The organism is Neobacillus niacini (assembly GCF_030817595.1).
GTDB lineage: Bacteria > Bacillota > Bacilli > Bacillales > Cytobacillaceae > Neobacillus > Neobacillus niacini_G.
In genome coordinates, this window is record NZ_JAUSZN010000001.1 from 4,738,108 (window position 1) to 4,761,760 (window position 23,653).

The following is a 23,653-nucleotide window of genomic DNA, read 5'->3' on the forward strand; positions in this document are numbered from 1 at the left end:
AATACACTTGAATAATCCTCGACAAATATTTCGCTAGAAAGTAGCATAAAATTGGTTGTTCTAAAGGGTTTTAGGCTTATTTAATTAAACGTTTAGATGGTGTTTTTCATTGTAGAAGTTTGATAGGATGTGTATGTTTCTAATTTCTATTGTCATTTTTGAGGGTAAATTGAAAAAATCACCACTTTTTTTCAACAAATAACTCACTTTAAATCGGCAAAAACTCATATACCAAAAAGGTTTATCGGCTATTTAAGCAAACGTTTGATTAAATAGATTTGGAGTTAACTAATCGTTTGATTAGAAATGCATTACGTGCTGATAATGCTGCGTTTGTTCCTCCTTGGTACAAAGAAAATTGTCGAGAAGATCATATGGTGAAAAAGGAAGGGGTTTATTTCATCTCGTAATGGAATAAACCTCCTTCTATTTGAGCGTTAACTAAATATTGAACACTCTCATATGACAAATAATGGTATAATTTGGTAAGGGAGTATAGGAGATGTGATCACCGTGAAGAAAGAAATATTGCTCTTAAAAATACATAATGGACTTAAAGAAGGCAAGAACTATTGCGAAGCGATACGCGGGAATTGGGAAATTAGCGAAAAGAGATTTTAATCCATCAAATACGTCGCTGGGGTTCCTAAAAATCAATAGAATAAGAGGATAATATAAGAATTATTACCCATTTTTTTCACAAAAACTGACAATTTTCACTGTATTTCATTGAGAAAACTAGCAAATTATGTTATCTTATATAGATACATAAATATAAACTAGAGGGTGAAGAAATTGGATTTTAAATCAACTTTGAAAAAGGGGTCTGTGATTGCAGCACTTAGTTTGAGTTTAACTGCATTTGCTGCGGTTCCAGGTAATGAAGTTTTAGCAGCAGGAAATACAAACCCCCATGCACAGAAATTAGTAGATTCGTTAAAGGCATTAAATATCGCAGAGGTGGATTATTTATATGCATACTTACAATCTATTACGTTAAGTGATGCCGAGTATAAAGGGATTCTTGATAATACCCAACGTGTAAGCCAACTTTTGAAGGGTGCAGCTAATCCACAGGATCTTCCTAATGCCTCTAAAGTAGAAATTGGACGTTTATTCCTAGAAAGTGTGAAGCTAGCCCACCTTCAAGCGTCAATCGTGGACGAAAATGGGAATCCGCTTGATATCGCTACTTATAAGGTCGATGGTACGAACCTTCTTATCCAGTTAAAGGATTTAAAAGGAAATTTATTAGCAACGATAAATCCTAAGAGAGAGGATTTAAATATCGCTGCTCTTCAAGCAAAAATGAATGCATTAAAAAGTGCGGTTCAAGCTAAGAAACAATTAGACAAAGCAGGAACGTTCGTTCCAATGCCAAATGCTCCACTTCCTAACACAGACAGCAACACCGTAGATTATATGGCACTAGGCGGATTATTAATTCTATTAGGCGGAATTGCGGCTGTTCCAGCATTACGTTTGGTACGCAAATCCGAAATCGAAGCTTAAGAAATCATGGAAAAAATAAAAAAGAAAAAGCGGAAAAAGAAGTGGTATCAGAAGTGGAAATGGGTACTTCTTAGTTTTCCAATTTTACTGATTGCAGCCGGTGTTGGCATTGTAGCTTATTTTGGATGGGATTTATCAAAACAGACAGTCTTGTTAGCGCACGAAGTAGTTGATGAATACGAACCAGAATTACCTGCTCAGACATTTGACCAGCCATGGCCAAAACTGCCAGACCCAGGTTCATCCATTGGTGAATTGCAATTCACCACCATCGACTTAAATGTTCCTGTAGTACAAGGTACACATGAAAATGAGTTAAAAAAAGGCGCAGGCCATTTCGCTGGCAGCGCACTGCCTGGTCAAGGCGGCAATGTCATCTTAAGCGGACACCGGGATACGGTATTTAGAAAGCTAGAGCACCTTAAACTAGGTGACCAAGTGACTTTCAATACTCCATATGGTGATTTCGTTTACGAAGCCATTGACTTTAAAATTGTACCAGCGAACGATATGACGGTTATGGTACCAACAGAATATGAAACTCTTACCTTAACAACTTGCTACCCTTTTGATTTCATTGGCGACGCACCTGACCGTTATATCGTTTACACAAAGTTAGTATCTAGTCCAATTATTGCTAGTAATAACTAAAAGGAGCAGCCTGATTTTCATTAATCAGGCTGCTTTGTTGTATATAGCAAATAGCTTATCTTGTCATTTCATCAACAAGTAATTCATGGTGTCCATAACTATTGTTCTCATTAATCATCATAAAGCTCCTTGAACGGAAAGGGAAATCATCAGGATTAATTTCCATTACAAATACTGACTTTAAATTATCTGTTCTTTTACATTTTCCTATATTCGTGATAATGCTGCCCCCACAGTACGATTAAGCCGATTTAACAAAATGTCAGCAGACTTACCCTTTATATAATACTCAGTCGTAAATCACTCGTCTAAAATTAATAAATAAATATAACCGTTAAACTCAACGAAGTAGTACTGTTTAGGGTCAGTATGGAATCTATTAGCTGCACAATTTAATATTGGCTTCATAGTCTTTAAGAATTGGGAATATAAAAGGATTTCTAAACTAGCTGAAAATGATGAGTCAGAAGAAGGTGAGCTAAAGAAGCAATTAAATTTTTATGAAACCTGGGCTGAAAAGACCAAATTTTGTCATGAGTTCATAAGAAATCTTACACCCGTTCCTTTCCTAATTGTTGTACTGGGTATGGTACTCAAAGATAATTCAAAGAGTACAGACCCTTATGACTTACCTTTTGGAATTGAAAAATTAGAAAAATTTGCGGTTGATTTTGCTACAATATCTAACATTACTAGCTTTTATCCCATCTATTTTATTTGCGTTCATATTTTTTTAATCTTTCTAATCCTTCTCGTTATTACTTACCTAAAATATCAGTGGTTTAAAACAAGCCAACTGCATTACAAAAATTTGATCACTAAATAAGAGTAAACAAGGTTAATGGAAACATTATAGCTATGAATATTGGCGTAGCTATCATAGTGATCATTGTTTTCTCTATTCGATTATACTTCAAGCGACTAAAACGTCGAATGATGTCCGAAGCAAGAAAACAAATTATTGCTGAACAAGAAGTAGCGGCAGGAAAAAATAATGAGTAAATTTAAATGCAAAAGAAGGTTGGTGTCCATTGGATTCCAACCTTTTTTTTGAACATGTGAAATACTTCCCAAAACTACAATATTTTTCTATACTATTAGTGTAATTACAATCGTACGAAAGGGCAGCACCCGCGAAAGCGGGTTACGCAAAACTATAGGGGCTAAGGTCTTGGGACTATGCTTGCCAGTTGCCGAATATTTTACAACCTCCGTACGATTATTTGGAGGAGAAAAATGAATAGAAAAAACATGAGAAAAACGGCACCAAGAAGCAAAGATGGTTACTTAACGGCCAAAGAACGTAAAATCGTGGAATGGTACGAAAGTAAAAGAATACAAGTCAAGTTAAGGGAACTTGAACTAAATGCAGCTAAATGAGAATAATGGCTCTTTTGGAAAAGGATGTTTATGGGGATTAATCCTTTCTCTACTACCTTGGGGAATAATCATTTACCTCCTATATAAATATTTTTAAAGACACCATTAACGGTGTCTTTAAAAATGTTTATGAAGAATCCTGGAAGAGTAAACTTAATACACAACGTAGAGATACGGGCAATTTTAAATTGAAAAATTCTAACCAGGATGCTAGAGGGCTAATCACATTCTGTTAATGGTGTGACAAAGAAGGAGTGAACAACTAATTAAACGTTTGATTAGTTTTTTGTTTCTATTAGTCTACCTTTATTTTTATTATTTAAAACCAACGATAAAAAAAATAGGTCATTACACGTAGAATGGCTGGGTTTGAATTTATTTTTTCGTATTGCTATATTTCACCAAATATTACACAATTATAGGGGCAAAGGAAGATGATTAGCGGGGTTGATAAACAATGTATGTAAAAGTAGAAAACAATGAAGAAAAAGAAGAATTTATGAATCTATGGGATCAAATCGCCAATGAAAGAAAATACCAAGTAACTGGTCTTACAGAAAACTCTGAAGCTTTTATTTTAAAGGATAAGGCCGATATTAGCGTTGGAACAATCGAATTTGTACCATGCGATGTGAATCTCTCCGGAATAGATGATTTAGTTGATATATCGAATGAAAATCGTATTATCCAAAATCTAAAGAATTCTTATCAGGTCCGTAAAATGGGTGTAAAAAAGGGGGTTGCCTCTAAAGCAATTTTATTGGATCTGCTTAAACTTGCCGCCACGCACGCCAAGAAAAACCAGGTTCGCTTTTATGTTAGTTATTTAGAGCCTAGACATTACGATAAATTAACGGAGAAGTATAAATTTAGAATTGAAAAAGTTGGAGACCAAGTCATGATAGGAAAGAAAAAATTTGTCCCAGCTCTAATTGATGTTGAAGATGCGATCCAAAATACGCAAGGGTATCCTATCTATATTAAATCTATTGCGTATCTAGTGAAGGGTACTAAAAAAGTAAAAGCTTTATTTACGTAATATTTTTGCTCAAGCGTTGGTGTAGTAGTAAAAAAAGCAAAGGCTTCTCCATAATTGGTAGAAACAAACGTAGACTCTCCGCCACTACGGGGGATATCTCAGTTCCATGTGCATACAAGTAGGGGATGAACAGTTTTGATGACGGGATTCAAGTTCCACGTTTAGGTGGAAATCGCAAGAAAATACAATAGTAACAGATGAGGAAGAGTAGGAGGAAAGCAAAAGTTAGAGGGTTCAGTTTCTTTTTTGCTTCAAAAGCTCTACTAATCAAACGTTTGATTAAAAGGCGCATGAATTGTTCATGCGCCTACTTTATTGTTTTTGGTTTTGGAATTTTTATTTTAAGTCAACAAGAATAAAGGATTCGTCATCGCTCTTATGATATACATTTTTTTCATTATGTAGGCACGTTAAAATTTCTTCTTTTAGTTTACATAACGGTAATGATGCCGTTTTCCTTAATAATGGAGCTAAATAGTTTGAAGCAAGGGGATCAACACCATCTGTGTAAAGGAGCAACCTGCCTCCCTTTTTGTATGTGAAAGTATTTGTTTTAAATACAACACCCTCAAATGTCCCAAGTGGTGGGGCTGTAGAACATAATTCAAATTGTTTTCCGTCAGGGTCCTGCCATAAAGCAGGCGGATGACCAGCATTCACATAATCAATTTTCTGTTTATCCGTATCAATTAACAGATAGATACCGGTCGAATAATGCCTAGCCTCCTCATTGTTATGAAACAATTTGTGAAGGTGGCTATCGAGTTCTTTCATCACAAGATCAACAGGAAATCCTGCAGAAATCAATCTTTGAAACAGAGAATGAAGAGTCATGGTGATTAATGCTGAAGAAATACCATGGCCCATCACATCTAGCAGAATGATTCCATAGCGATATGGGTCAATTTGATAAATTCCGTAGATATCACCGGATAATTCACCAGATGCATTATAGAATACTTCCATTTGAAATTGATCATTGTTAATCGTATCGGTTAATGATGTTTCTTGAATGATTCTCGCCAGCTCTAACTCTTTTTTTGTTTCTATTTTATAGTTTTGATTTTCTTGGTTCAGTTCAAGTAGTGCTTCTTTTTGAATTTCCAGTTTTTTAAGGGTCGTCTCTAATTCCGCCACCGCTTTATGCTTTGCTTTTAACGCCACTTCGGTTTCTTTTTTTGCTAAAAGCAACTCATTTTCATACTCGTTTCTTTTATGCATAGGAATCATAATACAATCCAATACTGTTCTCTCTTTTTCCCTCTTTAGGATAGCATTGATCAGAACGGGAATCTCTTCTCCCTTAGCGTTCTCTAGTGAGATATACATTTCCTCTACCCGATGTTCAAGTTTTACTAGCGGAAAAAAATAAAACTGTAAAAACAGACGGGCAGGGACAGTGAGGATAGAATTGACATGCTGTCCTATTAATAAATCTTTGTCGTAATGAAGTATCTTGAGCAACGTTTGATTAATGGCTAAAATAGTACCATCTTCTGATAGAGTGAGAAATCCACAAGGTGCATGATTCAATTGTTCGTCCATTAAACAATAACCCCTCTACCTGCTGGGCTGCATACAAACGCTTCGTTCAGGTATTGGGTAATGAGGTAAATCGTCTCCTCGGGATGACTCATATGAGGGCAATGTCCGGTTGCATCCATTATTTTTAGCATACTAGTAGGAAGATGTTGATGCATATACTCTCCTACTGCTAATGGCGCAATAATATCATTGGAACACTGTAAAATAAGTGATGGTACTATTACTTTTTTTAAATCGCTGCGGTTATCGGCGAAAAATGCAGCCTCTGCAAATTCGCGTGCAATAATAGGGTCGGTGGAACAAAAACGTTCTTCCAGTTGACGTTTAACCTCTGGCAGCTCCGGATTATTGGTTACCGCCTGAGCAAAGACATTTGCCCACCCTATGTAATTTTTCTCCATCATATCAATCAAGCCTAAAAGCTCTTCTTTTTCAAAGCCGCCGTAATAATGCGGAGGATCATTTAGGTAGCAAGGAGAAGGGCCGATCATAACGAGACGAGAGAAGTACTCAGGACGACGCAATGATGCTAGTATTCCAATCATGCTCCCAACAGAGTGGCCCACAAATACAGTATCCTTTAAATCTAAGGCTGTACAAATATCAAGCACATCTTGTGCGAAGCCTGCAAGACTACTATATCGTTTCGAGTCATAAGCATGTATGTCTGAATGACCCAAACCTACGTAATCAAATAAAATAACTTGGTAATCCTTTTCGAAAGCTTCAGAAACTGACTTCCAAACCGTTTGGTCACAGCCAAAGCCAGGAGCAAAAATCATTGATTGTTTACCTTTGCCTTTAATCTTTACATTATTCCGAAATAGAATATCCTGGTCCATCCTGATTCTCCTTTCTATTTTTCTATATTTATATCATATCACTTACATCCAAAAAATGGGGGTTTCGCTTGTAGTACATAAGACCTCACTTTAAAAAAACGTTATATTGAACGATTGGCCTTATTCTCCTCCTCTATTTAAAACCTTACCTGTCCAGATCGATTGATAAAGTCGAAAGGTATTAATAATATAGAATCAGTTTTCCTATCGACACGTTTTTCCTAAAAAACAGGTAAAAGTTCTTTTTCTAAAAGGATGAAAGCCATTATTAATCAAACGATTGATTGAAAATAAGGTTGACGGACCATGTCGAAAGTTGGTAGGTTTGCTCTCAAATTTAGGACTCGGTGTGCAGCCAATCATAGTACATGACTTCGCCTGTTCCAAGCACATAGCGTAACGGCTGACTATCAGTTCTATTTTCTGGAAATTGATTTAGATAAAGTTCTTTTAATTTGTTTGTTAGAATGCCATAAAAGAATGCCACCGGTTTTGCTACGGTTTTAGTAGATTTAAGTTTACGGACCAGCTGTTTAAAAGAGTTAATAGCAATAGCGAGAACGTCCTCTGTATGTTGGTGACAATCAAATCGAAATGCTGCGATTTGGACCATATGCCAGTATTCTTCAATGGTTTTCGCATCAGTGAAGAAGTATTTTACGAGCTGGACAAATGTTTGAGGAACTTTATCACTAACAAACGTGTGATCGAGTTCAATCGGCGCTTCGTTACGTTTAGTATTCTTTTGATGATTAGTTTTTAAAAGATTATTAATTTCTTTAGGGAGGTTCAATTTTTCGGCTTTGGGTGGTTCACTTTGTGGGAACCGATTAAAACAATATAAGTTACTCGTCTGCGAGCCATTTTTTCGTTCAGTTTCATAGATGGTGAGGAGGCCTAAATCTTTTGCTTTGCCTAGCATTCGTTTAAATGTGGAACGAGAGATTCCGTTCCCTTGATATTCCTCATTAATCGCTTTTAGCAACGTCCCAATCTTTGCATTCGAAACCCCTGGTACTTTTACAGAAAAACGAACCAGCCGTTTCAAACCGACAAGCTCACCCTTTGAGAACTCCTGTTTCTTCACCGCCAACCACATCTCCACATGCGTATTGAACTCCTTCACACTGTCAAACTGAGAATACCGTTCAAACCCTTCAATTATGCCTGATTTCAAATTCACAAAAATGCACCAGCCTTTCTACCCTTTATATATAAATCTAGAGGGCAAAAGGACAGGGTAGTTTATGGAAAGTTGTTACAAAGTTGTGAACCTCATTTTTACTAGTTTCTATTGCAAATTTAGAAGGAATTTCTGAGTTATCCAATCCTTATACGACAATTAATTTCTTGAAAACAGGCTATAATTAGTTTGATAAGAGGGCTTTTCCACAATTTAATCAAACGGTTAATTAGTTGAATCCATGTTAATTAAACGTTTAATTTGAATGGTCTTGAATGCTGTGAAATCTGAGTTTTATCCCCAATGCTGGTAAGGAATTTGTCGAGGAGAGATTCTGGAGAAAAGTTTACATTTGGGAAAAAGATCTTTATCTGTGTAGAAAAAGCCACTAAAAAAAGCGTTTGCATAAATATTTGTTATATTGAATAATAATACATTCCGTGTTACTATAATAATAGTTTAAATTCTTCTGAGTTTAGACCTCCTATATCGGACTTAGCCTAGACCACTAAGTTCAACTTTGACCTTTGATTTTATATATCAAAGGTCTCTTTTTATATTCTTAAAATGTGGGGTCAGTCCCCGACTCAGCTATTTTCAGCCTCTAGGTGACAGAAATTTAAAAGGTATGTTTAATCTAACTCTTACTAGGGTACGAAATACTGTAATGTTTTTACATAATAAATACCTAGAGGGAGGGACGGTCATGAACGGCAAGGGGAAGAATGTGAATGAAAACAGTAAAAATGAGCAGCTTGAGCAGTTCCGGATTAATGATGAAGGCAAACAAATGACGACCAATCAGGGGTTAAAGGTTTCGGAGGATGAGTTTTCCTTAAAAGCAGGTGAACGTGGGCCGACTTTAATGGAGGATTTTCATTTTCGCGAAAAGATGACGCACTTTGATCATGAACGTATTCCAGAGCGTGTGGTGCATGCACGCGGCTACGCTGCCCATGGTGAGTTTGAAGTGTATGAGTCAATGAAAGAGTATACTAAGGCAAGATTTTTGCAGGATCCATCCGTTAAAACGCCTGTGTTTGTCCGGTTTTCTACTGTTGCAGGCTCACGAGGATCAGCTGAGACCGTTAGGGATGTCCGTGGCTTCGCGACAAAATTTTACACCGAAGAAGGAAATTATGATTTAGTTGGAAATAATATTCCGGTTTTTTTCATTCAGGATGCGATAAAATTTCCAGATTTAGTGCATGCTCTCAAACCTGAGCCTCATAATGAGATTCCACAAGCAGCAACGGCTCACGATACATTTTGGGATTTTGTAGCGAGCAATCCAGAAACTGCCCATATGATTATGTGGCATATGTCAGACCGTGCGATTCCACGAAGCTTTCGTATGATGGAGGGGTTTGGTGTTCACACCTTCCGGTTTGTTAATCATCAAGGTAAAGCACGTTTTGTAAAGTTTCATTGGAAGCCTATATTGGGCGTTCATTCATTAGTGTGGGATGAAGCGCAAAAAATCTCAGGAAAAGATCCTGATTTCCATCGCCGTGATTTATGGGAATCCATTGAAAGTGGCAATTTTCCTGAGTATGAATTAGGTGTCCAAATGATAGATGAAGAAGATGAATTTAAATTCGATTTCGATGTGCTCGATCCCACAAAATTGTGGCCAGAGGAAGAAGTACCGGTAAAAATCATTGGAAAAATGACATTGAATCGTAATGTCGATAATGTTTTTGCTGAAACGGAGCAAGTAGCATTCCACCCAGGTCATATTATACCAGGTATCGATTTCACGAATGATCCTTTGCTTCAGGGCCGCTTATTTTCCTATACAGATACACAATTAATTCGCCTTGGAGGACCAAACTTTCATGAGCTGCCGATTAATCGACCTGTTTGTCCGTTCCATAATAATCAGCGTGATGGCTTTGGACGTCAAACTATTAACAAAGGGAAAGTTAGCTATCATAAAAATTCACTAGCATCAAATACACCTATTCCCGCAAGTGAAGAAGAAGGTGGGTATGTTCATTATCAGGAAAAAATAGAAAGCAGAAAGGTACGAAGCCGCAGCGAAAGCTTTAAAGATCATTTCTCTCAAGCTAGACTGTTTTGGAACAGTATGAGTAATACTGAAAAAGCGCACATCCTTGATGCGTTCCGTTTTGAGCTTGGAAAAGTAAAGAGTAAATATGTGCAGCAGCAAGTAGTCGATATGTTTGCGAGCGTTAGTTTAGAGCTCTCAACGGCCATTGCGGATGGAATCGGTGCAACCCCGCCTCAAGGAGAAGTCTCAGAATCAGAAGTAATGAAATCATCTCCAGCACTTAGCCAGATAAATACAAAGAAACGACCTGAAACACGTAAAGTAGGTGTGATTATTAGCAACGGTTATAACGGTGCTGATGTATCGGAAGTATTGAACGCCCTAAAAGCAGAAGGCATCCAAGTTGAAATCATTAGCGATAAGCTCGGAACATGCAAAGGTTCTGTTGGGACAGAGCTCGAAGTTAACCATACTTTTTTAACGGTGGATTCCGTATTATTTGATGCCATCTATGCGGTTGGCGGAAACATTGAATGTAAGAAGTTTAACCAAAACGCAGCCTATTTTATTAACGAGGCATTCTCTCACTTCAAGCCGATTGGTGCCACACACGAAGGCATAAAATGGCTGCAAGCGGGGAATTTGATTAACAGTCCCGGCGTTGTAATTGGAGATGATATGAGAGAGTTTGCAGAGAATTTTGTGGAAGCTATTTCTGCTCACCGCCACTGGGATCGCCAAATCGTTTAAACTTAAACCAGTGAGACGAAAAATAACAAACCGCTGGGATAATACTCAGCGGTTTGTTGAATATATTTGCTTTGATAGCTATTGCAACCCATAAGGCTGCAACCCTTCCTTTTTGACCTTAATTCGCCAGACTTCATTTTTAAATGACTCTGTTACATAAAGGTATCCATTATGAAAAGTGAGATTGGTGGTAAAAGTCTCCGCATCCTTAGGCAAGCGAATGGTACCGTATTTAAATCCACTAGCATCAAGTACGACTATTTCGCCAGCCTGGAAATGGGCTACATAAAGATTTCCCTCTGTATCGACGGCCAAACCATCTGGACCGATTCCGCCTTCAAATAGACCAAAGACAAATGGTGTTTCACGCGCGTCTTTAGCCTCTTTTGAAGGCACAGAGATAATTCGATTTGTAGCGAATTCAGAGATATAAACACGTTGACCGTTTGCTGATATCGCAATTCCATTAGGATACGCAATACCTTCTTGAAAGAGTATGGGTTCTTTACTATTCGGCGGCAGGTAGAAAACACGGCCTATTGGTTTTGTTGCACTCGATCCCATTGGCTCTGTAAAGTAAAGTCCGCCAGATTGGTCAAATACGAGGTCATTTAAGCCATTTAAAGGTTTGCCATTGTAAGAATCCACAATGGTTGTACGCTCTCTCGTAACAGGGTCATAAGCGTAAAGTTTTCCCGTAACATCGGTGATAAAAAGGCGTCCATCCTTGTGAAACTTTGTCCCTACAGGGAGGTCCCCTGCATATGTTTCCACGATTGAAAGCTTATCGTTTTCGACCTTAATAATTTCACCTGTAGGCGGACTAACCATCCAAATATTCCCGCTGCGGTCGAAATTAATGCCCTCCATAAATCCACTTCCAACAGCTACCTTTTCCCACTGACTATTTGGATGGACAATTTCAGAAATAGAATGTCGTTCCTCTTTTGGCACTGGTTTTGTTACATATAACGATTTTGCTCCAACGACTGTAACAGTAATAAGGGAGAGTATGATTAATACAGTTACTGCTAATGCCCTTTTTTTCACTTTATACATTCCTCCTTTTTTAATCTATAAATTTCACACAGGGGTAAAAGCCTGTATATCGTTTTAATTTATCATAATATTTTGAAAACTATAACACATGGAAATACCTGACTTTTTAAAAAAATAAGTAGTTTTTTCTTCTATTTAGTAGATGTAAATTTTGGTATAGTAAAAGTTTTAGGATTATAGGGACGGTTCTGATGGCTTTTATTGCTGGATGTACCTGTTATGAAACCGCGAGAACCGTCCCTGCGGTATACAGGGGTAGTTGATTAATGAGCGGAAAATAGTTTATAGTTTAGTTGTTATTAATCATAATCAGGCCAATAGTTTAGTTAAAGGTGTGTAAAGAATGAATATAAAACCAGAGGATCTTCAGAAAACCAAGCGGCCATTGTTTGCGATTGTTTATGATAAATTGTATAAACTTATTATGGATGGAACGTTTCCTCCTGACAGCAGACTTCCAACAGAACCGGAATTGGCCAAGCTTTTTGGCGTCAGTCGGATGACACTGCGGCACGCATTATCACGATTGCAGGAAGATGGTTTGGTTAAGAATATCCATGGAAAAGGAAATTTTATTACAAAATTTCATCATAATAAAAACATGACTGGCTTAGAAAAACTGGGAAACCCCATATATAAATGCCTTTCAGGGAAAATTGATGATGTCGAAATGCAATTTCGAATTGAACTCATTACGGATTACGCCAAGCAGGTTCTAAAGCGGAATATGACCGCCGTTGTTGCGATTGAACGTTGGTATAAGAGAAATGATCAAGCCGTAGCCTTTGCTTTTACAGTCATGGCTATCGAAGCCGTTTCGGAATTAAATTTAGATTTACAAGATGAACAACAATTATTAGATATGATCGACAAAAAAGTATACGAGCTTGCAAATTCTGCGACCATTGAACTTAGACGTTCCGACTCCATCCCTTCACTAAAATATGAGATAGCTAACGATAAAGATTGTGATTTAATCGTTGAAAGCGTCTATATAAGTGATAAATATCCTGTTATTTATAATAAATTTTATATTCCAACAGAATCTAGCCAAATAACCATTAATGCAGCTAAATAGAGACAGTGATAGAGTTTGTAAATACGTAGCAATTTCCCACCAAAATCAGGATGGGAAATTGCTTTTTTTTGTTACAAAAAAGACATATTTTTTTTAACAAGGTAGTTGTGAACCAAATAATAGTATGCTATTCTTTTTATTGTAATTATATATACAAGTTTTTATACAACTAAACAACACTTTATATTTTTGGATGAGTTTTGTACAATGAATTGAAAGCGGAAACAAGTGGAAGTTTTTTCGCTATCCTTGGACAGACTACAAGTAAACAGGATAAAAGGAGAGAGTACAGATGAATACAAACGGACATAAAGAAACCGCGCATATTAAACCAAATGGAGTAGAGATTGCAGAAACGATCCTTTTGCCAGGGGATCCATTAAGAGCAAAATTCATTGCAGAAACCTATTTAGAGGATGCAATCCAATTCAATTCTGTCCGCAATATGTTTGGGTACACAGGAACGTATAAGGGAAGAAAAATATCCGTTATGGGTACCGGAATGGGTATGCCGAGTATGAGCCTTTATTCTTGGGAACTAATCCACGTATTTGGTGTGAAAAACTTGATTCGAATTGGTACTTGCGGTGCAATGCAGGATCATATGAACCTATATGATATTGTTTTTGCTATGGGAGCTTCAACCGATTCACGTTACGTACATCAGTACAATCTCCCTGGACAATTTTCCAATATTGCTTCCTTTGCATTATTAGAAAAAGCGAAAAAGGTAGCAGATCAAAAGGAACTCCCTGTTCATGTTGGAAATGTCCTAACAAGCGACATTTTTTATAACGCCGATGAAACAGCTGTGGAAAAGTGGCGTAAAATGGGCATTCTTTGTGCGGAAATGGAGACAGCTGGTCTTTATATGAATGCTGCCTATGCAGGGGTTAACGCGCTTACGATTTTAACGGTAAGTGATCATATGATTCGTCATGAACAAACAACGCCGGAAGAACGACAAGTTGCGTTCACCAATATGATGGAAATCGCCTTAGAACTTGCTTAAGCGCATGACAATAAGCAGTTGAGTACGACAAGAGGCAAGAATAATGCCAGAGGTATACGAACGAGATATAGACATTGATCAAAAGAGAGGGAAACGACAATGACCACCATTAGCGCAAATGCGACCATAACGGAAACTCAGGAATATAGTGTTAAGAAAGCTGTGCCTGTGATGCTTCTGTTATTTCTATTATGTTTAATCATTGATAATTCGTTTAAAATTGTTTCTATCGATATGGCAAAGGATTTTCATATTTCCGCCACAACAGTGAGCTGGCAGGCAACCTTAGCTGGGCTAGTCATTGGAATTGGAGCAGTGGTTTACGCTGCTTTGGCGGATTCCATTAGTATTCGAAAGCTTTTAACCATCGGGATTATTTTAATTTGTGTAGGCTCCGTAATGGGCTTTCTTTTTCAACATTCTTTTTTACTCGTAGTTGTTTCACGAATCATCCAAACAGCAGGTTTGGCTTCAGCTGAAACCTTATATGTGATCTTCGTTACCAAACATTTGCCTGTACATGAACAAAAGAAGTTTTTGGGGTTGAGTACAAGCAGTTTTGCTTTATCACAGGTTATCGGTGCATTAACGGGGGGCTATGTTTCTACGTATTTTCATTGGACAACTCTTTTTCTAGTTCCATTAGTCACTCTCTTTACCCTTCCGTTTATTTTGAAATACCTGCCTAAGGAAGAGACGAAAAACAGTCATGTGGATGTATTAGGATTATTCCTGGTTGCAGGTATTGCTGCTTCCCTGCTGTTGTATATTACCGATTTCAATTGGGTTTATCTTCTAGCATTTGTGGTAGCGGTTGCTTTATTTCTTGCTTATATCAGCAAGAATTCAAGAGCATTCATTGGGATAGCTTTCTTTAAAAATAAGCAGTTTATCTCATTACTCGGAGTTGCTTTCGTGATTTATTCAGTCCAATTAGCGTATATTTTCTTGTTTCCATTTTTGCTAGAAAAGCTTTATGGCCTAAAGTTGGATACGATTTCACTATTATTGATTCCAGCGTATTTATTGGCTGCGATCGTAGGAGCGCTTTCTGGAAAAATTGCAAAGGTGCTCGGAAGCAGACAATGTATCACGATCGCCATGACTGGAATGATCGGCAGTTTGTTGTTGGGCGGTTTCTTTGTAAATACCTCCGTCATTGTCTTTGTCCTATCCATGATTGTATTCTCGAGTTCTTTCGCGTTGATGTACGCACCAATGCTAGAATCATGTATTAGCACGATTGGAAAAGACAAATCGGGGACAGCCATTGGATTTTATAATTTAACACTAAATGTTGCGATGTCAATTGGAATTGCCTATACTGCCGCGATGATGGACCATTCCGCTATGCGTTCCAATATACTTGGGTATTTAAGCCAACCGGACGCTTCCATGTTTAGTAATATCCTTTTTGTTCTCGTACTTATTACCGCTATCAGCCTATTCCTGTATTGGGTATTGGTTGGGCGAAAAGTGAAAATGACTGCGCGGGACTTGTAGTAACTTTCTCCATGTAAAATATTTTTCTAAATAAGTATAATTTGAGCCTCTCTTTTGATAAAGAGAGGCTCTTTGACTGTAAAAAATCATCCTTCTAAACTTTAAATTGGAAAATTTTGTTGGTAGAATAAGATAATAAACAATAATAAAGTTAATCAATTTCTAATAGATTAGCTAGTGCTAATTAATGAAGGGATAATCCTCCCTTAGAATTTTGGCGTTAACCCAGTACAAAAAACTATGAATGGAGAATTTTATGATTTGGTTTTTACTATTTGTTTTTGTGTTTGCCCTTTTGATGGGAATTTTCCAAGTTCCAATTTGGATTATGTATGTTGTATTAATCCTTAAGGTTATTTTTGTTCTGCTACGCAACCCTCTATTATTTGGAAAAGATGCTGAAAAGATTATGGAGCATTTAAAAAAGTCAAAGGCTCCATATATGAAATTTCTATATCATTTCCTGCAAGGAGAGCTCTTAGAAGCCGAGCGTGCAGCAAGAAAAATCCGTTCCAAAAAATCAAGGCTATACTCCGAAATTATGCTGCTAATGGAGCGGAAACAATACGATAAAGCAAAAGATCTTCTTGCACAAATGGGTGGGCACAAGACAAAGTGGTACGCTTTGGCCGATATCGCCATCAACGAAGGGAATGTGGAAGCATTCAAACAAAATAAAGAGAGGATTACGGATACCTTCTTTTTACACATGCTGGAATTGGATAAAGCCGTTTATGAAGGGAAAAAGGATGAAGCGGTTAAGATGCTAGAAAACATGATTCCAATGCTTAGAGGTTATAAACTACTAACCGTCGTTCAGTATCGAAAGCAAATACTTAATGGAAGAATCTAAATTTGGGTCAGACCGCTACTTAGTTCGAAGAGGAGTAGGGATGCGTTCCGGTGGTTTATTGTACAACTAGAACCATCCCTGAGTTTATCCAGGTTTACCAGTTGAAAAACAACAAACTAGGTAATAAGAATGAAAGTATCATTATCACCACTCCAAGTATTATCACCAGGCCATTCTTTTTCCAGATCCCCAAATGTATGACAGCTAATCCTAAGAGAAAACCGATAAAAATAATTGTGCCACTTGCTCTTAAAATGATGTATCCTCCGAGTAAAGCAAACACTAAAAAACTTATGATAATCAACAATTTCATTCGCCCCTCCGGATAGGAATCATGTTCGACCTTTTTACCATATATATAATACCATTGATGAAGCTATGATAATGTCATTTTACGAAATCAAATCGAGGGAGGTTTACTATGAAGCAGCTTTATATAAAACAGAAGGTATTCAGTCTTAGTGGTAAATTTACAGTAAAAGATCAGCAGGAGAAGGATGTTTATTACGTGGAGGGCAGTTTTATGCAAATTCCCAAGACCTTCTCCATTATGAATACCACCAGAGATGAAGTTGCACGTGTTACGAAAAAGGCGTTTAATTTTTTACCGAAGTTTTTGGTTGAGGTGAATGGACGAGAGGTAGTAACGATTAAGAAGGAGTTTTCCTTCCTTAAAGCACAGTATACCATTGAGGCGGCGGGCATTGTAGTACATGGGAATTGGTGGGATATGGATTTTCAGGTAATACGGCATGGTGAAGTTGTAGGTACAGTGAGCAAGGAATGGTTCACTTGGGGAGATAGCTACAAGGTTCAAATAGTGGATGAAGAGATGGAGACCATTATGATTGCACTTGTTGTTGCAATTGATTGTGTGAAGGCTGACCAAGCGGCTGCTTCTTCTGCAGCGACAACTTAACGTCGGAGTTTAAAAAAACCTAACGGATTAGATGCATATAATGGTTACTAAGATAAAAGTGCTTTACATAACAAGAATGCACTTTTTTAGAGCAAAAGAAAAAAGCTATCAAATTCCTAAAATAAATAGGAGCGATAGCTTTTTCTTAAATTAAATGAAGGTTTTATGGCTGTTGTTGAACTGTTATTTGTTCAGGCTGTGTTGTCGCTTTAAGGCCACTTTTTGTAACGAGATCAGCCGACATGTAATACGTACCATCTGGCAGATCCGATTTAGGTGTCCATTGGGTTCGAAGTGTGTGTTCATTTTTCACTTCAAATGAATCGACTATCTTTCCATTTACATCTTTAATATTAATTGTCCAGTCTATTCTGTTTGACGCGTAACTAATAATTTGTGCTGGATTATTTTTGTTAATATTTTGAGTCGGACTTACATAGATAAAAGAAATGATCATGTCTTGATTAACATAGCTTGGATCTCCCCAAACTGCGTACGATTGATTATAGGCATAGTCTGCCGCTAAGACGACTACACTTTTTGGTTCATTATTTACAATTAAAGAGCTTTCTCCTGGAGCTATATCCTTATATTGTCCATCAACCCAAAGGACAGCTCCTAAAAAGTCACTTCCATTTTCATTATCTTTTGCCTTAAAGGAAATTTCATATTTTCCATCCTTTGGCGTTACTTGGATATCAGAAATTGTTGGAGCAGTTGAGTCGACTTTAATTGGCATTTTCACAACCTGGGGTTTTGCATTAGTGTAATCTAATGTCGTTTTAATCACATATTGATAAACTCCATCAGGTACAAACTGTCCAGACTTATCCTTCATATCCCATAAATATCCGCCAAATCGATAATCACCATATGCCATAATATTTTTTCCGAATTTCCATGGTTTACCGGTATATTCGCTAAAGTCACCTAAATTTTGAATGATATTTCCGGAGTGATCTTCGATATACATTTCGGTTTTTTGTAAATTACGTAAAGTAGTAAAAGTAGAATAGACACCATTAGTAAAGAAGTTCGGCGAGAAAGCAATATGATTAAGATTAAATCTTCCTGTAGCGGGATCATATCCCATTGGATAACGTTCTGATGTATCATCCCAAAGGGCGGTATAGCCTAAAAATGCATCTTTCTCCCATGCTGCAGGGTCAATATTTTGTGGCTCGTCCCATTTTCCATAGAAGCCCATATAAGGAATGGATAAAGGTACGGCTTTATCTTGGTCTTTTACTACTGGGACCAGGCGGACAAACCCTTCTACAAAACTATTTTTCTTTAATGAATCCGGTAAAGCTACATTAACTGTTAGCGTTTTTGTTTGACCGGGTTTAATTTTAATAGCTGCTCCTTCTGTTTGTGTTACTTTTTTATCATTCACAGTGACATTTACACCATTAATACGGTCACTTGTTAAGGTTAGATACTCCTTGGAGTCCAAAGTACCATCATTGTCTAAATCAAATTCTTTCATTTCAGTCTTATCTTTTAGCACATCAACATAAACAAGGTATTCAATATCATCTTTAATACCTTTACGAGTATCAAATGCTTCAACGTTTAATTTAAAACTTGTATTTTGACCCATTTCTTTTAGAGCAACAGCTCCTGCTTGTTCTAAAGGCGTGTTTCTACTTGTGACAATGACTGGTGTATGAATGGCATTTTGAATTTGCATTAATCCAGATCCTTGTACTCTTGGTGAATACGGTACAGCACCATTTGTTCGTGGATCCATAACAACCTTTGCTGTATTCATTAGTGCTAGTTTTGCTTTTAAAACCGTATTTTCTGAATGTGGCAATCCTTTTTCATAAAGTGCCTGCAGTAACAATGCTGAACCGCCTGCAACATGAGGCGTTGCCATGGATGTTCCGCTCATTACTTCATAGTCATTTCCTGGTACAGTGGAATAGATATTTCCACCGGGAGCAGAAATCTCTGGCTTAAAATCTAAAGTATGCGGGGAACCAATGGATGAAAAATCCGACATCAAGTCTTTCTTTCCATTTTCTATCCAAGTGCCGCCTGATAATTTCATCTGAACCATTTCACCACTTGTAAGTTTATTGATCAATTCTTGACCAACCGCTTTTCCGGTTGTAGCTGCTGGAATGGAATAAGGGCTTAAGCCGAGGTATGGGTAGTCTGCCATATTATCTGGTGGAATAATCATAACGGCTATAGCTTCTCCATAACGTTCCGCATCAAATTGCAAAGTTGAATAGTGGGAATATTGATCCTCTAGTTTGATCACTGCAATTTTACCTTTTACTTTTGGTTGACCATTTTGATCCAAATAATCGGCTTTTTTAAGTCCGTTACCTACATATACCAGATCATAACTTTGATCAGGTGATAAAGATTTTGATAGCTTAAAGTTATATTGCGTTTGATCTTGGTAAGGAAGCTGATAACCAATTGCATCAGCTAAAGTATTAAAATGAATTTTTGAATTTTCATAGGAAGCAACAGATACGGCATATGGACTTATCGATGGTGAACCTACTACTCCAATATCGGGATTTTCTGCATATGGATTTAAAGAAGAGAAAATTAGATTATTTTTTGTACTGTATGATGCATTACCAGCTGCTGCGACAACAAGGGTACCATTTTCTGTTGCCACACGAATAGCTTTTTGAATAGGAACATCTTCTTCACTTACAAAGCCTGAATCAACGCCTAAACTCATGTTGATAACATCTGCACCCATTGTAACAGCATGTTCGATTCCTGCGATAACATCATCCTCATAGGCTCCTCCGCCATTATCTGAAAATACCTTCTCAGCTAATAGCTGAACGCCTGGTGCAATCCCTTCTACACCACCATTTGTTTCATCTCCGCTTGCGCCAACAGTACCAGCAACGTGCGTACCATGAGAACTTCCATCTGGTCCAGGAATGACATTTGTATCGTTGTCTGCCCAATCATAACCTGTTGGTACCTTATCGGTATACCAAACTTCGTTTACTTCTGTCTCTTGAAATTTAGAATTGATGCTTGCCTGAGTCCATTTTTCTTTTTCTTTTGCTTTATCAGATAGTTTCATATCTTTGTGCGTGTAATCAATACCGGAATCAACAACTGCTACAAGTAAGCCTTCACCTTTATAACCATATTCGTTCCATACTTTTTGGGCTTGTACCAATTCCTTACTTGCTCCCATAGTTGGCTGGAATGTGTTTGCAATATGTACATTCGTAACCCCTGGAATAGACTGGATACCTTTAATATTCTGAAACTCGGTTTCTAAACTAAATCCATTAAACCCTTCAAAAAAACGATGCTTTACTCTTGTAGGAGATTTTGATTTAGATTTATTTTTCTTTGAGATTTCATCAATTACTTTGTCTTGCTTTTGCTTATATAATGTTTTTTTATTTTTTGCGTTTTTATCAATTTCTGTTGGTTGTTCAACTTCTACGATTAAACGAACACTATCATTTGGGTTATATGGTTTAGCCGAACCTTCCTTTTTAAAGTCTTTAGAATACAAATCATCTTTACTGGTTTCTTCCTTATCTTTATTAAAAAATAAAGGCCTTCCTTGTTCCGCAGTTTGACCAATCGTTTGAGATTGTGGTGTTGTGTCATTGCTTTCTGCAAAAACAGTAAATGATGATGAAAAAATTAATGAGGTTAAAGCGGCGGTGGACATTACCTTAAATACATACTTTTTACTTTTCTTCATAAGTGTACCCCTTTTTATATTATTAAATAGAAAACTTACTTGATCCTAGAATCTATAAGTTTTTTATTTTCATTACATAAATGATTGAGAGATTAGTAGTTTGAAAGTAGGATAACTGTCATTGATGTTAGTAGGTTTTAGTGCTGAAGCGAAAAATTAAATAAATAGGGAGTTAATATATGACTAATTCAAATTTTAATGCGGCTTAAAAATAATGTAAATTGGGGGAATATTGAAAGAGTCATTCATTCAAATTACTTAATTTTATTAAATAAAATGTCGTAAAAGCTAGATTAAAGTGGAACTATCAATTATCTGCTCGAAGGGTAATGACGAAAGTTTTAATTTTAGAAATAGAATGGAACAGTAAAATGGGGGAAATAGTAAAAATTCATTCCATTTTTATGACTATGTTAAACAACAATTTGTAAACTTTTTTTTAGGATGGGTATTTTATCAAATTTTAAAAATTGGGAGGGAAAGCAGTCCTAGACCTCCCATTTATATTGAAACTCTCTGAGGCCTTCAAGTTTTACTAATATTTTAATGATTGTCATAATACTCTTTGCTATCGCCTATGTTTTGCCGAAAGCACTGGCAGATTTTAATAACTAATAGGAGAGGATAAGCGATTAATGATATTTGGTGCTAAACAGATTAACAAAAAGGGGATTATGTAATTTACACATAATCCCGGTATTGTTTTATTGTTATACTATTTTTTCCTCAATTCCCCAAACCTTTCGCAGTTCGGTTGGTATGAGAAATGGAGTATATTCATAATCAGTCATAGCAAGTGATTGGCGCTTAATTAAGGCTAACCCAAGCCGGTTTACCATACTTCCAAAAAAGCCTGTATAGTCCGAATCAAGGAAAAAACCCATTAGCTCTTTGTATTTCATAAGGTTTTGCCAATTGGAGTGCGGAACTTCCATCCAGTCTGCTATGTCGTCCCCTACGGTTTCTCGAATTAGAGTAGGGATTATGTTGTCAAACATCTGACCGGGAATGAGGTGTGCATGAAAATCAAGTAGGGCACGGGTCATCTGGACCCCTTCAGGAGACGGTCCATGATGTCTTTTTTTAATCATTTTTTCCAACTGAATTGCTTCTTCCATGGTTTCTGGGATAATATCCTTCCGAACTCCCAGCATGATTCCGACGACTTTCCAAAAGTATAGGTAATCTTCCGCCTGTTTTGCTGTTACTTTCATACCTAAATGGCGAAGCCCGTCTATGATGACAATGGAAAAAGTTAATAGGGTACCTAGCAGATCCTCCTGACAGATGGGGATGCCATTTTCTTCTTCATCCCATCTGCCGGTCTTTTGAACCAAGTGCCGAATGGCTGAATGCATTAAACGGACTTTTTGAATAGCTTTGATACCTTGTCCCCCGGGTTCAAGTCCGCCTGGCGCCATGACATGAAGAACAAATTGCCCTGTTTCTGCTATCCTGCGGTATGCATCCTGACCTAAACGATAACTGAATGTAAGGACCTTTACACCTTTACGTGCTGCGTAACAATTCACAAGTGAGGATGTTGATAATAAGAAGGTGATGGCAATGCCATGTTCTCGAAATAAATCAGTTGCGTTTCTTATTCTGGCAAAGTCCACTCCGTCTGGGCAATAAGCAGTATCCTTGAGCCAAAATTCTATGGTATCTGGCAGCTCTTCCGGATACTCTTGGTCATTGTACATTAATTGCTTCAACAATTTATTTACGGAACCAACCTGACTATTCTTGAACAATTCTCCAATTATTCGGTCCGTTACTGGATCGCCTTCCATCCGTAACTTCTCCAAAAACTCGTCTGTATATAACATTTCTTTCCCCCTCTTACTATCCTTGGTAGATTAAAAGACTTGGAAACATTAAATAAATATATTCTTACTAATATGAAAACATGTTGGATGGTAATCACGTTAATGATTGTTCATAGCAGTTTTGATTGAAAGCCCTGAGGCAAAAGTAAAATTTGCCCCACTGGCTCGTTTCATTCAGATCTAAGTTGAAACAGCATCTGCAGTTATTGCTGTTTCTGGAAACCATAATTTCAAGGCTGGTAATTGCTAGACGGTGAAAGACTAAATATCGGTGCCTGTCACTCCCCGGATTTTGTCAAAAGATTGATAGGCTTTTAGAAAGCTAAATAGTGATAGAAGGGAGTTTCAGCTGAATATTGTTGGGTGGCCGGGTTGTCGATCTTCTTTTCCTTCATTGAGGGAAGGGGGGATAATACTGGAAACTTTTCTTGAAATCTTACGAGAATTTCTGAAGGGGATTGTGCGTGAAGTTAGTGCATATTTCTTTCGGAACAACGTACTAGAAAACAGGAAAACCACCCCGCGCCGTAGCAAGCAAAAGGGTGGTTCTCACAAATATTCCACATTGACAACCACCACTCTGACGGTTGGGGCTGCATCGAGAAGTGTTTGCAACAACACTTCTTTTTTATGAATTCATCTTCATCTTTATAAATGTGCAACGATTGGACAATCTTATGGATCATGGTTTGATATTGTACAACTAATCCGTCAAAGCTCTCCACTGGTAAAACCCTTCAGGGCAGCGCGCTTCCGATTTATTCCTAGGTAG

Annotated in this window: 18 protein-coding genes and 1 riboswitch; of the genes, 11 read left to right on the plus strand and 7 right to left on the minus strand. The window is 37.3% G+C overall.

Annotated features, from left to right (window positions below; genetic code table 11):
* The first annotated feature begins 795 nt into the window (after positions 1 to 795).
* The 5 genes from QFZ31_RS22560 to QFZ31_RS22580 all read left to right on the plus strand — a co-directional run bounded on the left by QFZ31_RS22560 (position 796) and on the right by QFZ31_RS22580 (position 4,582).
* A complete protein-coding gene (locus tag QFZ31_RS22560; RefSeq protein ID WP_307307139.1) occupies positions 796 to 1,512 on the plus strand; it encodes a cell wall anchor protein in 717 nt (238 codons plus the stop codon).
* A gap of 6 nt (positions 1,513 to 1,518) precedes the next feature.
* Entirely contained in the window at positions 1,519 to 2,163 is a 645-nt protein-coding gene (locus QFZ31_RS22565) for a class D sortase (protein ID WP_307307141.1), read from the plus strand.
* Between the two features lie 858 nt (positions 2,164 to 3,021).
* Positions 3,022 to 3,165 carry a hypothetical protein gene (locus QFZ31_RS22570; RefSeq protein WP_307307144.1) on the plus strand — a complete coding sequence of 48 codons (144 nt, stop codon included), beginning with the start codon at positions 3,022 to 3,024 and terminating at the stop codon, positions 3,163 to 3,165.
* Positions 3,166 to 3,276: 111 nt separating this feature from the next.
* Positions 3,277 to 3,361: riboswitch (cyclic di-GMP riboswitch) on the plus strand.
* 38 nt (positions 3,362 to 3,399) lie between these two features.
* Positions 3,400 to 3,543 carry a hypothetical protein gene (locus tag QFZ31_RS22575; RefSeq protein WP_307307147.1) on the plus strand — a complete coding sequence of 48 codons (144 nt, stop codon included), beginning with the start codon at positions 3,400 to 3,402 and terminating at the stop codon, positions 3,541 to 3,543.
* 457 nt (positions 3,544 to 4,000) lie between these two features.
* Positions 4,001 to 4,582, plus strand: a complete 582-nt coding sequence (locus QFZ31_RS22580; protein WP_307307150.1) for a hypothetical protein — start codon at positions 4,001 to 4,003, stop codon at positions 4,580 to 4,582.
* A gap of 336 nt (positions 4,583 to 4,918) precedes the next feature.
* Here QFZ31_RS22580 and QFZ31_RS22585 read toward each other — a convergent pair whose 3' ends face one another.
* The 3 genes from QFZ31_RS22585 to QFZ31_RS22595 all read right to left on the minus strand — a co-directional run bounded on the left by QFZ31_RS22585 (position 4,919) and on the right by QFZ31_RS22595 (position 8,152).
* Positions 4,919 to 6,127: a SpoIIE family protein phosphatase gene (locus QFZ31_RS22585; RefSeq protein WP_307307153.1), complete on the minus strand. Its 1,209-nt coding sequence runs from the start codon at positions 6,125 to 6,127 to the stop codon at positions 4,919 to 4,921.
* Entirely contained in the window at positions 6,127 to 6,969 is an 843-nt protein-coding gene (locus QFZ31_RS22590) for an alpha/beta fold hydrolase (protein WP_307307156.1), read from the minus strand. Before QFZ31_RS22590 ends, QFZ31_RS22585 begins: the two co-directional genes overlap by 1 nt.
* Before the next feature lie 337 nt (positions 6,970 to 7,306).
* On the minus strand, positions 7,307 to 8,152 hold the full coding sequence (locus tag QFZ31_RS22595) for a hypothetical protein (RefSeq protein WP_307307159.1): 846 nt from the start codon (positions 8,150 to 8,152) through the stop codon (positions 7,307 to 7,309).
* Between the two features lie 706 nt (positions 8,153 to 8,858).
* Between QFZ31_RS22595 and QFZ31_RS22600 the strand changes: the two genes are divergently transcribed.
* Positions 8,859 to 10,916 (plus strand): catalase, encoded by a 2,058-nt coding sequence (locus QFZ31_RS22600; protein WP_307307161.1) that lies wholly within the window; start codon positions 8,859 to 8,861, stop codon positions 10,914 to 10,916.
* A 78-nt stretch (positions 10,917 to 10,994) separates the two neighbouring features.
* On the opposite strand, the gene QFZ31_RS22605 is transcribed toward QFZ31_RS22600, so the two are convergent.
* Complete coding sequence (locus tag QFZ31_RS22605; protein ID WP_373459875.1) at positions 10,995 to 11,966, minus strand: SMP-30/gluconolactonase/LRE family protein; 972 nt, start codon at positions 11,964 to 11,966, stop codon at positions 10,995 to 10,997.
* 352 nt (positions 11,967 to 12,318) lie between these two features.
* Here QFZ31_RS22605 and QFZ31_RS22610 point away from each other — a divergent pair, with 352 nt between their 5' ends.
* The 4 genes from QFZ31_RS22610 (at position 12,319) to QFZ31_RS22625 (ending at position 16,421) form a co-directional block, all read left to right on the plus strand.
* Positions 12,319 to 13,053 carry a GntR family transcriptional regulator gene (locus tag QFZ31_RS22610; RefSeq protein ID WP_307307165.1) on the plus strand — a complete coding sequence of 245 codons (735 nt, stop codon included), beginning with the start codon at positions 12,319 to 12,321 and terminating at the stop codon, positions 13,051 to 13,053.
* A gap of 292 nt (positions 13,054 to 13,345) precedes the next feature.
* Complete coding sequence (gene deoD, locus QFZ31_RS22615) at positions 13,346 to 14,065, plus strand: purine-nucleoside phosphorylase (protein WP_307307168.1); 720 nt, start codon at positions 13,346 to 13,348, stop codon at positions 14,063 to 14,065.
* Between the two features lie 99 nt (positions 14,066 to 14,164).
* The gene (locus QFZ31_RS22620; protein WP_307307171.1) at positions 14,165 to 15,568 is read left to right on the plus strand and encodes an MFS transporter; all 1,404 of its coding nucleotides are present in this window, start codon (positions 14,165 to 14,167) and stop codon (positions 15,566 to 15,568) included.
* A gap of 256 nt (positions 15,569 to 15,824) precedes the next feature.
* Positions 15,825 to 16,421, plus strand: coding sequence for a hypothetical protein (locus QFZ31_RS22625; protein ID WP_307307174.1), 597 nt, complete (start codon positions 15,825 to 15,827; stop codon positions 16,419 to 16,421).
* Positions 16,422 to 16,515: 94 nt separating this feature from the next.
* Here the strand turns inward: QFZ31_RS22625 and QFZ31_RS22630 are convergent, their stop codons facing one another.
* Positions 16,516 to 16,734: a hypothetical protein gene (locus tag QFZ31_RS22630; protein WP_307307176.1), complete on the minus strand. Its 219-nt coding sequence runs from the start codon at positions 16,732 to 16,734 to the stop codon at positions 16,516 to 16,518.
* Positions 16,735 to 16,842: 108 nt separating this feature from the next.
* Between QFZ31_RS22630 and QFZ31_RS22635 the strand changes: the two genes are divergently transcribed.
* Complete coding sequence (locus tag QFZ31_RS22635) at positions 16,843 to 17,340, plus strand: LURP-one-related/scramblase family protein (protein WP_307307178.1); 498 nt, start codon at positions 16,843 to 16,845, stop codon at positions 17,338 to 17,340.
* Positions 17,341 to 17,503: 163 nt separating this feature from the next.
* Here QFZ31_RS22635 and QFZ31_RS22640 read toward each other — a convergent pair whose 3' ends face one another.
* Both QFZ31_RS22640 and QFZ31_RS22645 read right to left on the minus strand, forming a co-directional pair.
* Positions 17,504 to 21,052 (minus strand): S8 family serine peptidase, encoded by a 3,549-nt coding sequence (locus QFZ31_RS22640; protein ID WP_307307180.1) that lies wholly within the window; start codon positions 21,050 to 21,052, stop codon positions 17,504 to 17,506.
* Positions 21,053 to 21,762: 710 nt separating this feature from the next.
* Positions 21,763 to 22,881 carry an oxygenase MpaB family protein gene (locus tag QFZ31_RS22645; protein ID WP_307307183.1) on the minus strand — a complete coding sequence of 373 codons (1,119 nt, stop codon included), beginning with the start codon at positions 22,879 to 22,881 and terminating at the stop codon, positions 21,763 to 21,765.
* Positions 22,882 to 23,653 lie beyond the last annotated feature (772 nt).

Coding starts and splice junctions, on each gene's coding strand:
- QFZ31_RS22565 (WP_307307141.1), top strand. CDS start 1,519: ATGGAAAAAATAAAAAAGAAAAAGCGGAAAAAGAAGTGGTATCAGAAG.
- QFZ31_RS22570 (WP_307307144.1), top strand. CDS start 3,022: ATGAATATTGGCGTAGCTATCATAGTGATCATTGTTTTCTCTATTCGA.
- QFZ31_RS22575 (WP_307307147.1), top strand. CDS start 3,400: ATGAATAGAAAAAACATGAGAAAAACGGCACCAAGAAGCAAAGATGGT.
- QFZ31_RS22580 (WP_307307150.1), top strand. CDS start 4,001: ATGTATGTAAAAGTAGAAAACAATGAAGAAAAAGAAGAATTTATGAAT.
- QFZ31_RS22585 (WP_307307153.1), bottom strand. CDS start 6,127: ATGGACGAACAATTGAATCATGCACCTTGTGGATTTCTCACTCTATCA.
- QFZ31_RS22590 (WP_307307156.1), bottom strand. CDS start 6,969: ATGGACCAGGATATTCTATTTCGGAATAATGTAAAGATTAAAGGCAAA.
- QFZ31_RS22600 (WP_307307161.1), top strand. CDS start 8,859: ATGAACGGCAAGGGGAAGAATGTGAATGAAAACAGTAAAAATGAGCAG.
- QFZ31_RS22610 (WP_307307165.1), top strand. CDS start 12,319: ATGAATATAAAACCAGAGGATCTTCAGAAAACCAAGCGGCCATTGTTT.
- deoD (WP_307307168.1), top strand. CDS start 13,346: ATGAATACAAACGGACATAAAGAAACCGCGCATATTAAACCAAATGGA.
- QFZ31_RS22620 (WP_307307171.1), top strand. CDS start 14,165: ATGACCACCATTAGCGCAAATGCGACCATAACGGAAACTCAGGAATAT.
- QFZ31_RS22625 (WP_307307174.1), top strand. CDS start 15,825: ATGATTTGGTTTTTACTATTTGTTTTTGTGTTTGCCCTTTTGATGGGA.
- QFZ31_RS22630 (WP_307307176.1), bottom strand. CDS start 16,734: ATGAAATTGTTGATTATCATAAGTTTTTTAGTGTTTGCTTTACTCGGA.
- QFZ31_RS22635 (WP_307307178.1), top strand. CDS start 16,843: ATGAAGCAGCTTTATATAAAACAGAAGGTATTCAGTCTTAGTGGTAAA.
- QFZ31_RS22640 (WP_307307180.1), bottom strand. CDS start 21,052: ATGAAGAAAAGTAAAAAGTATGTATTTAAGGTAATGTCCACCGCCGCT.
- QFZ31_RS22645 (WP_307307183.1), bottom strand. CDS start 22,881: ATGTTATATACAGACGAGTTTTTGGAGAAGTTACGGATGGAAGGCGAT.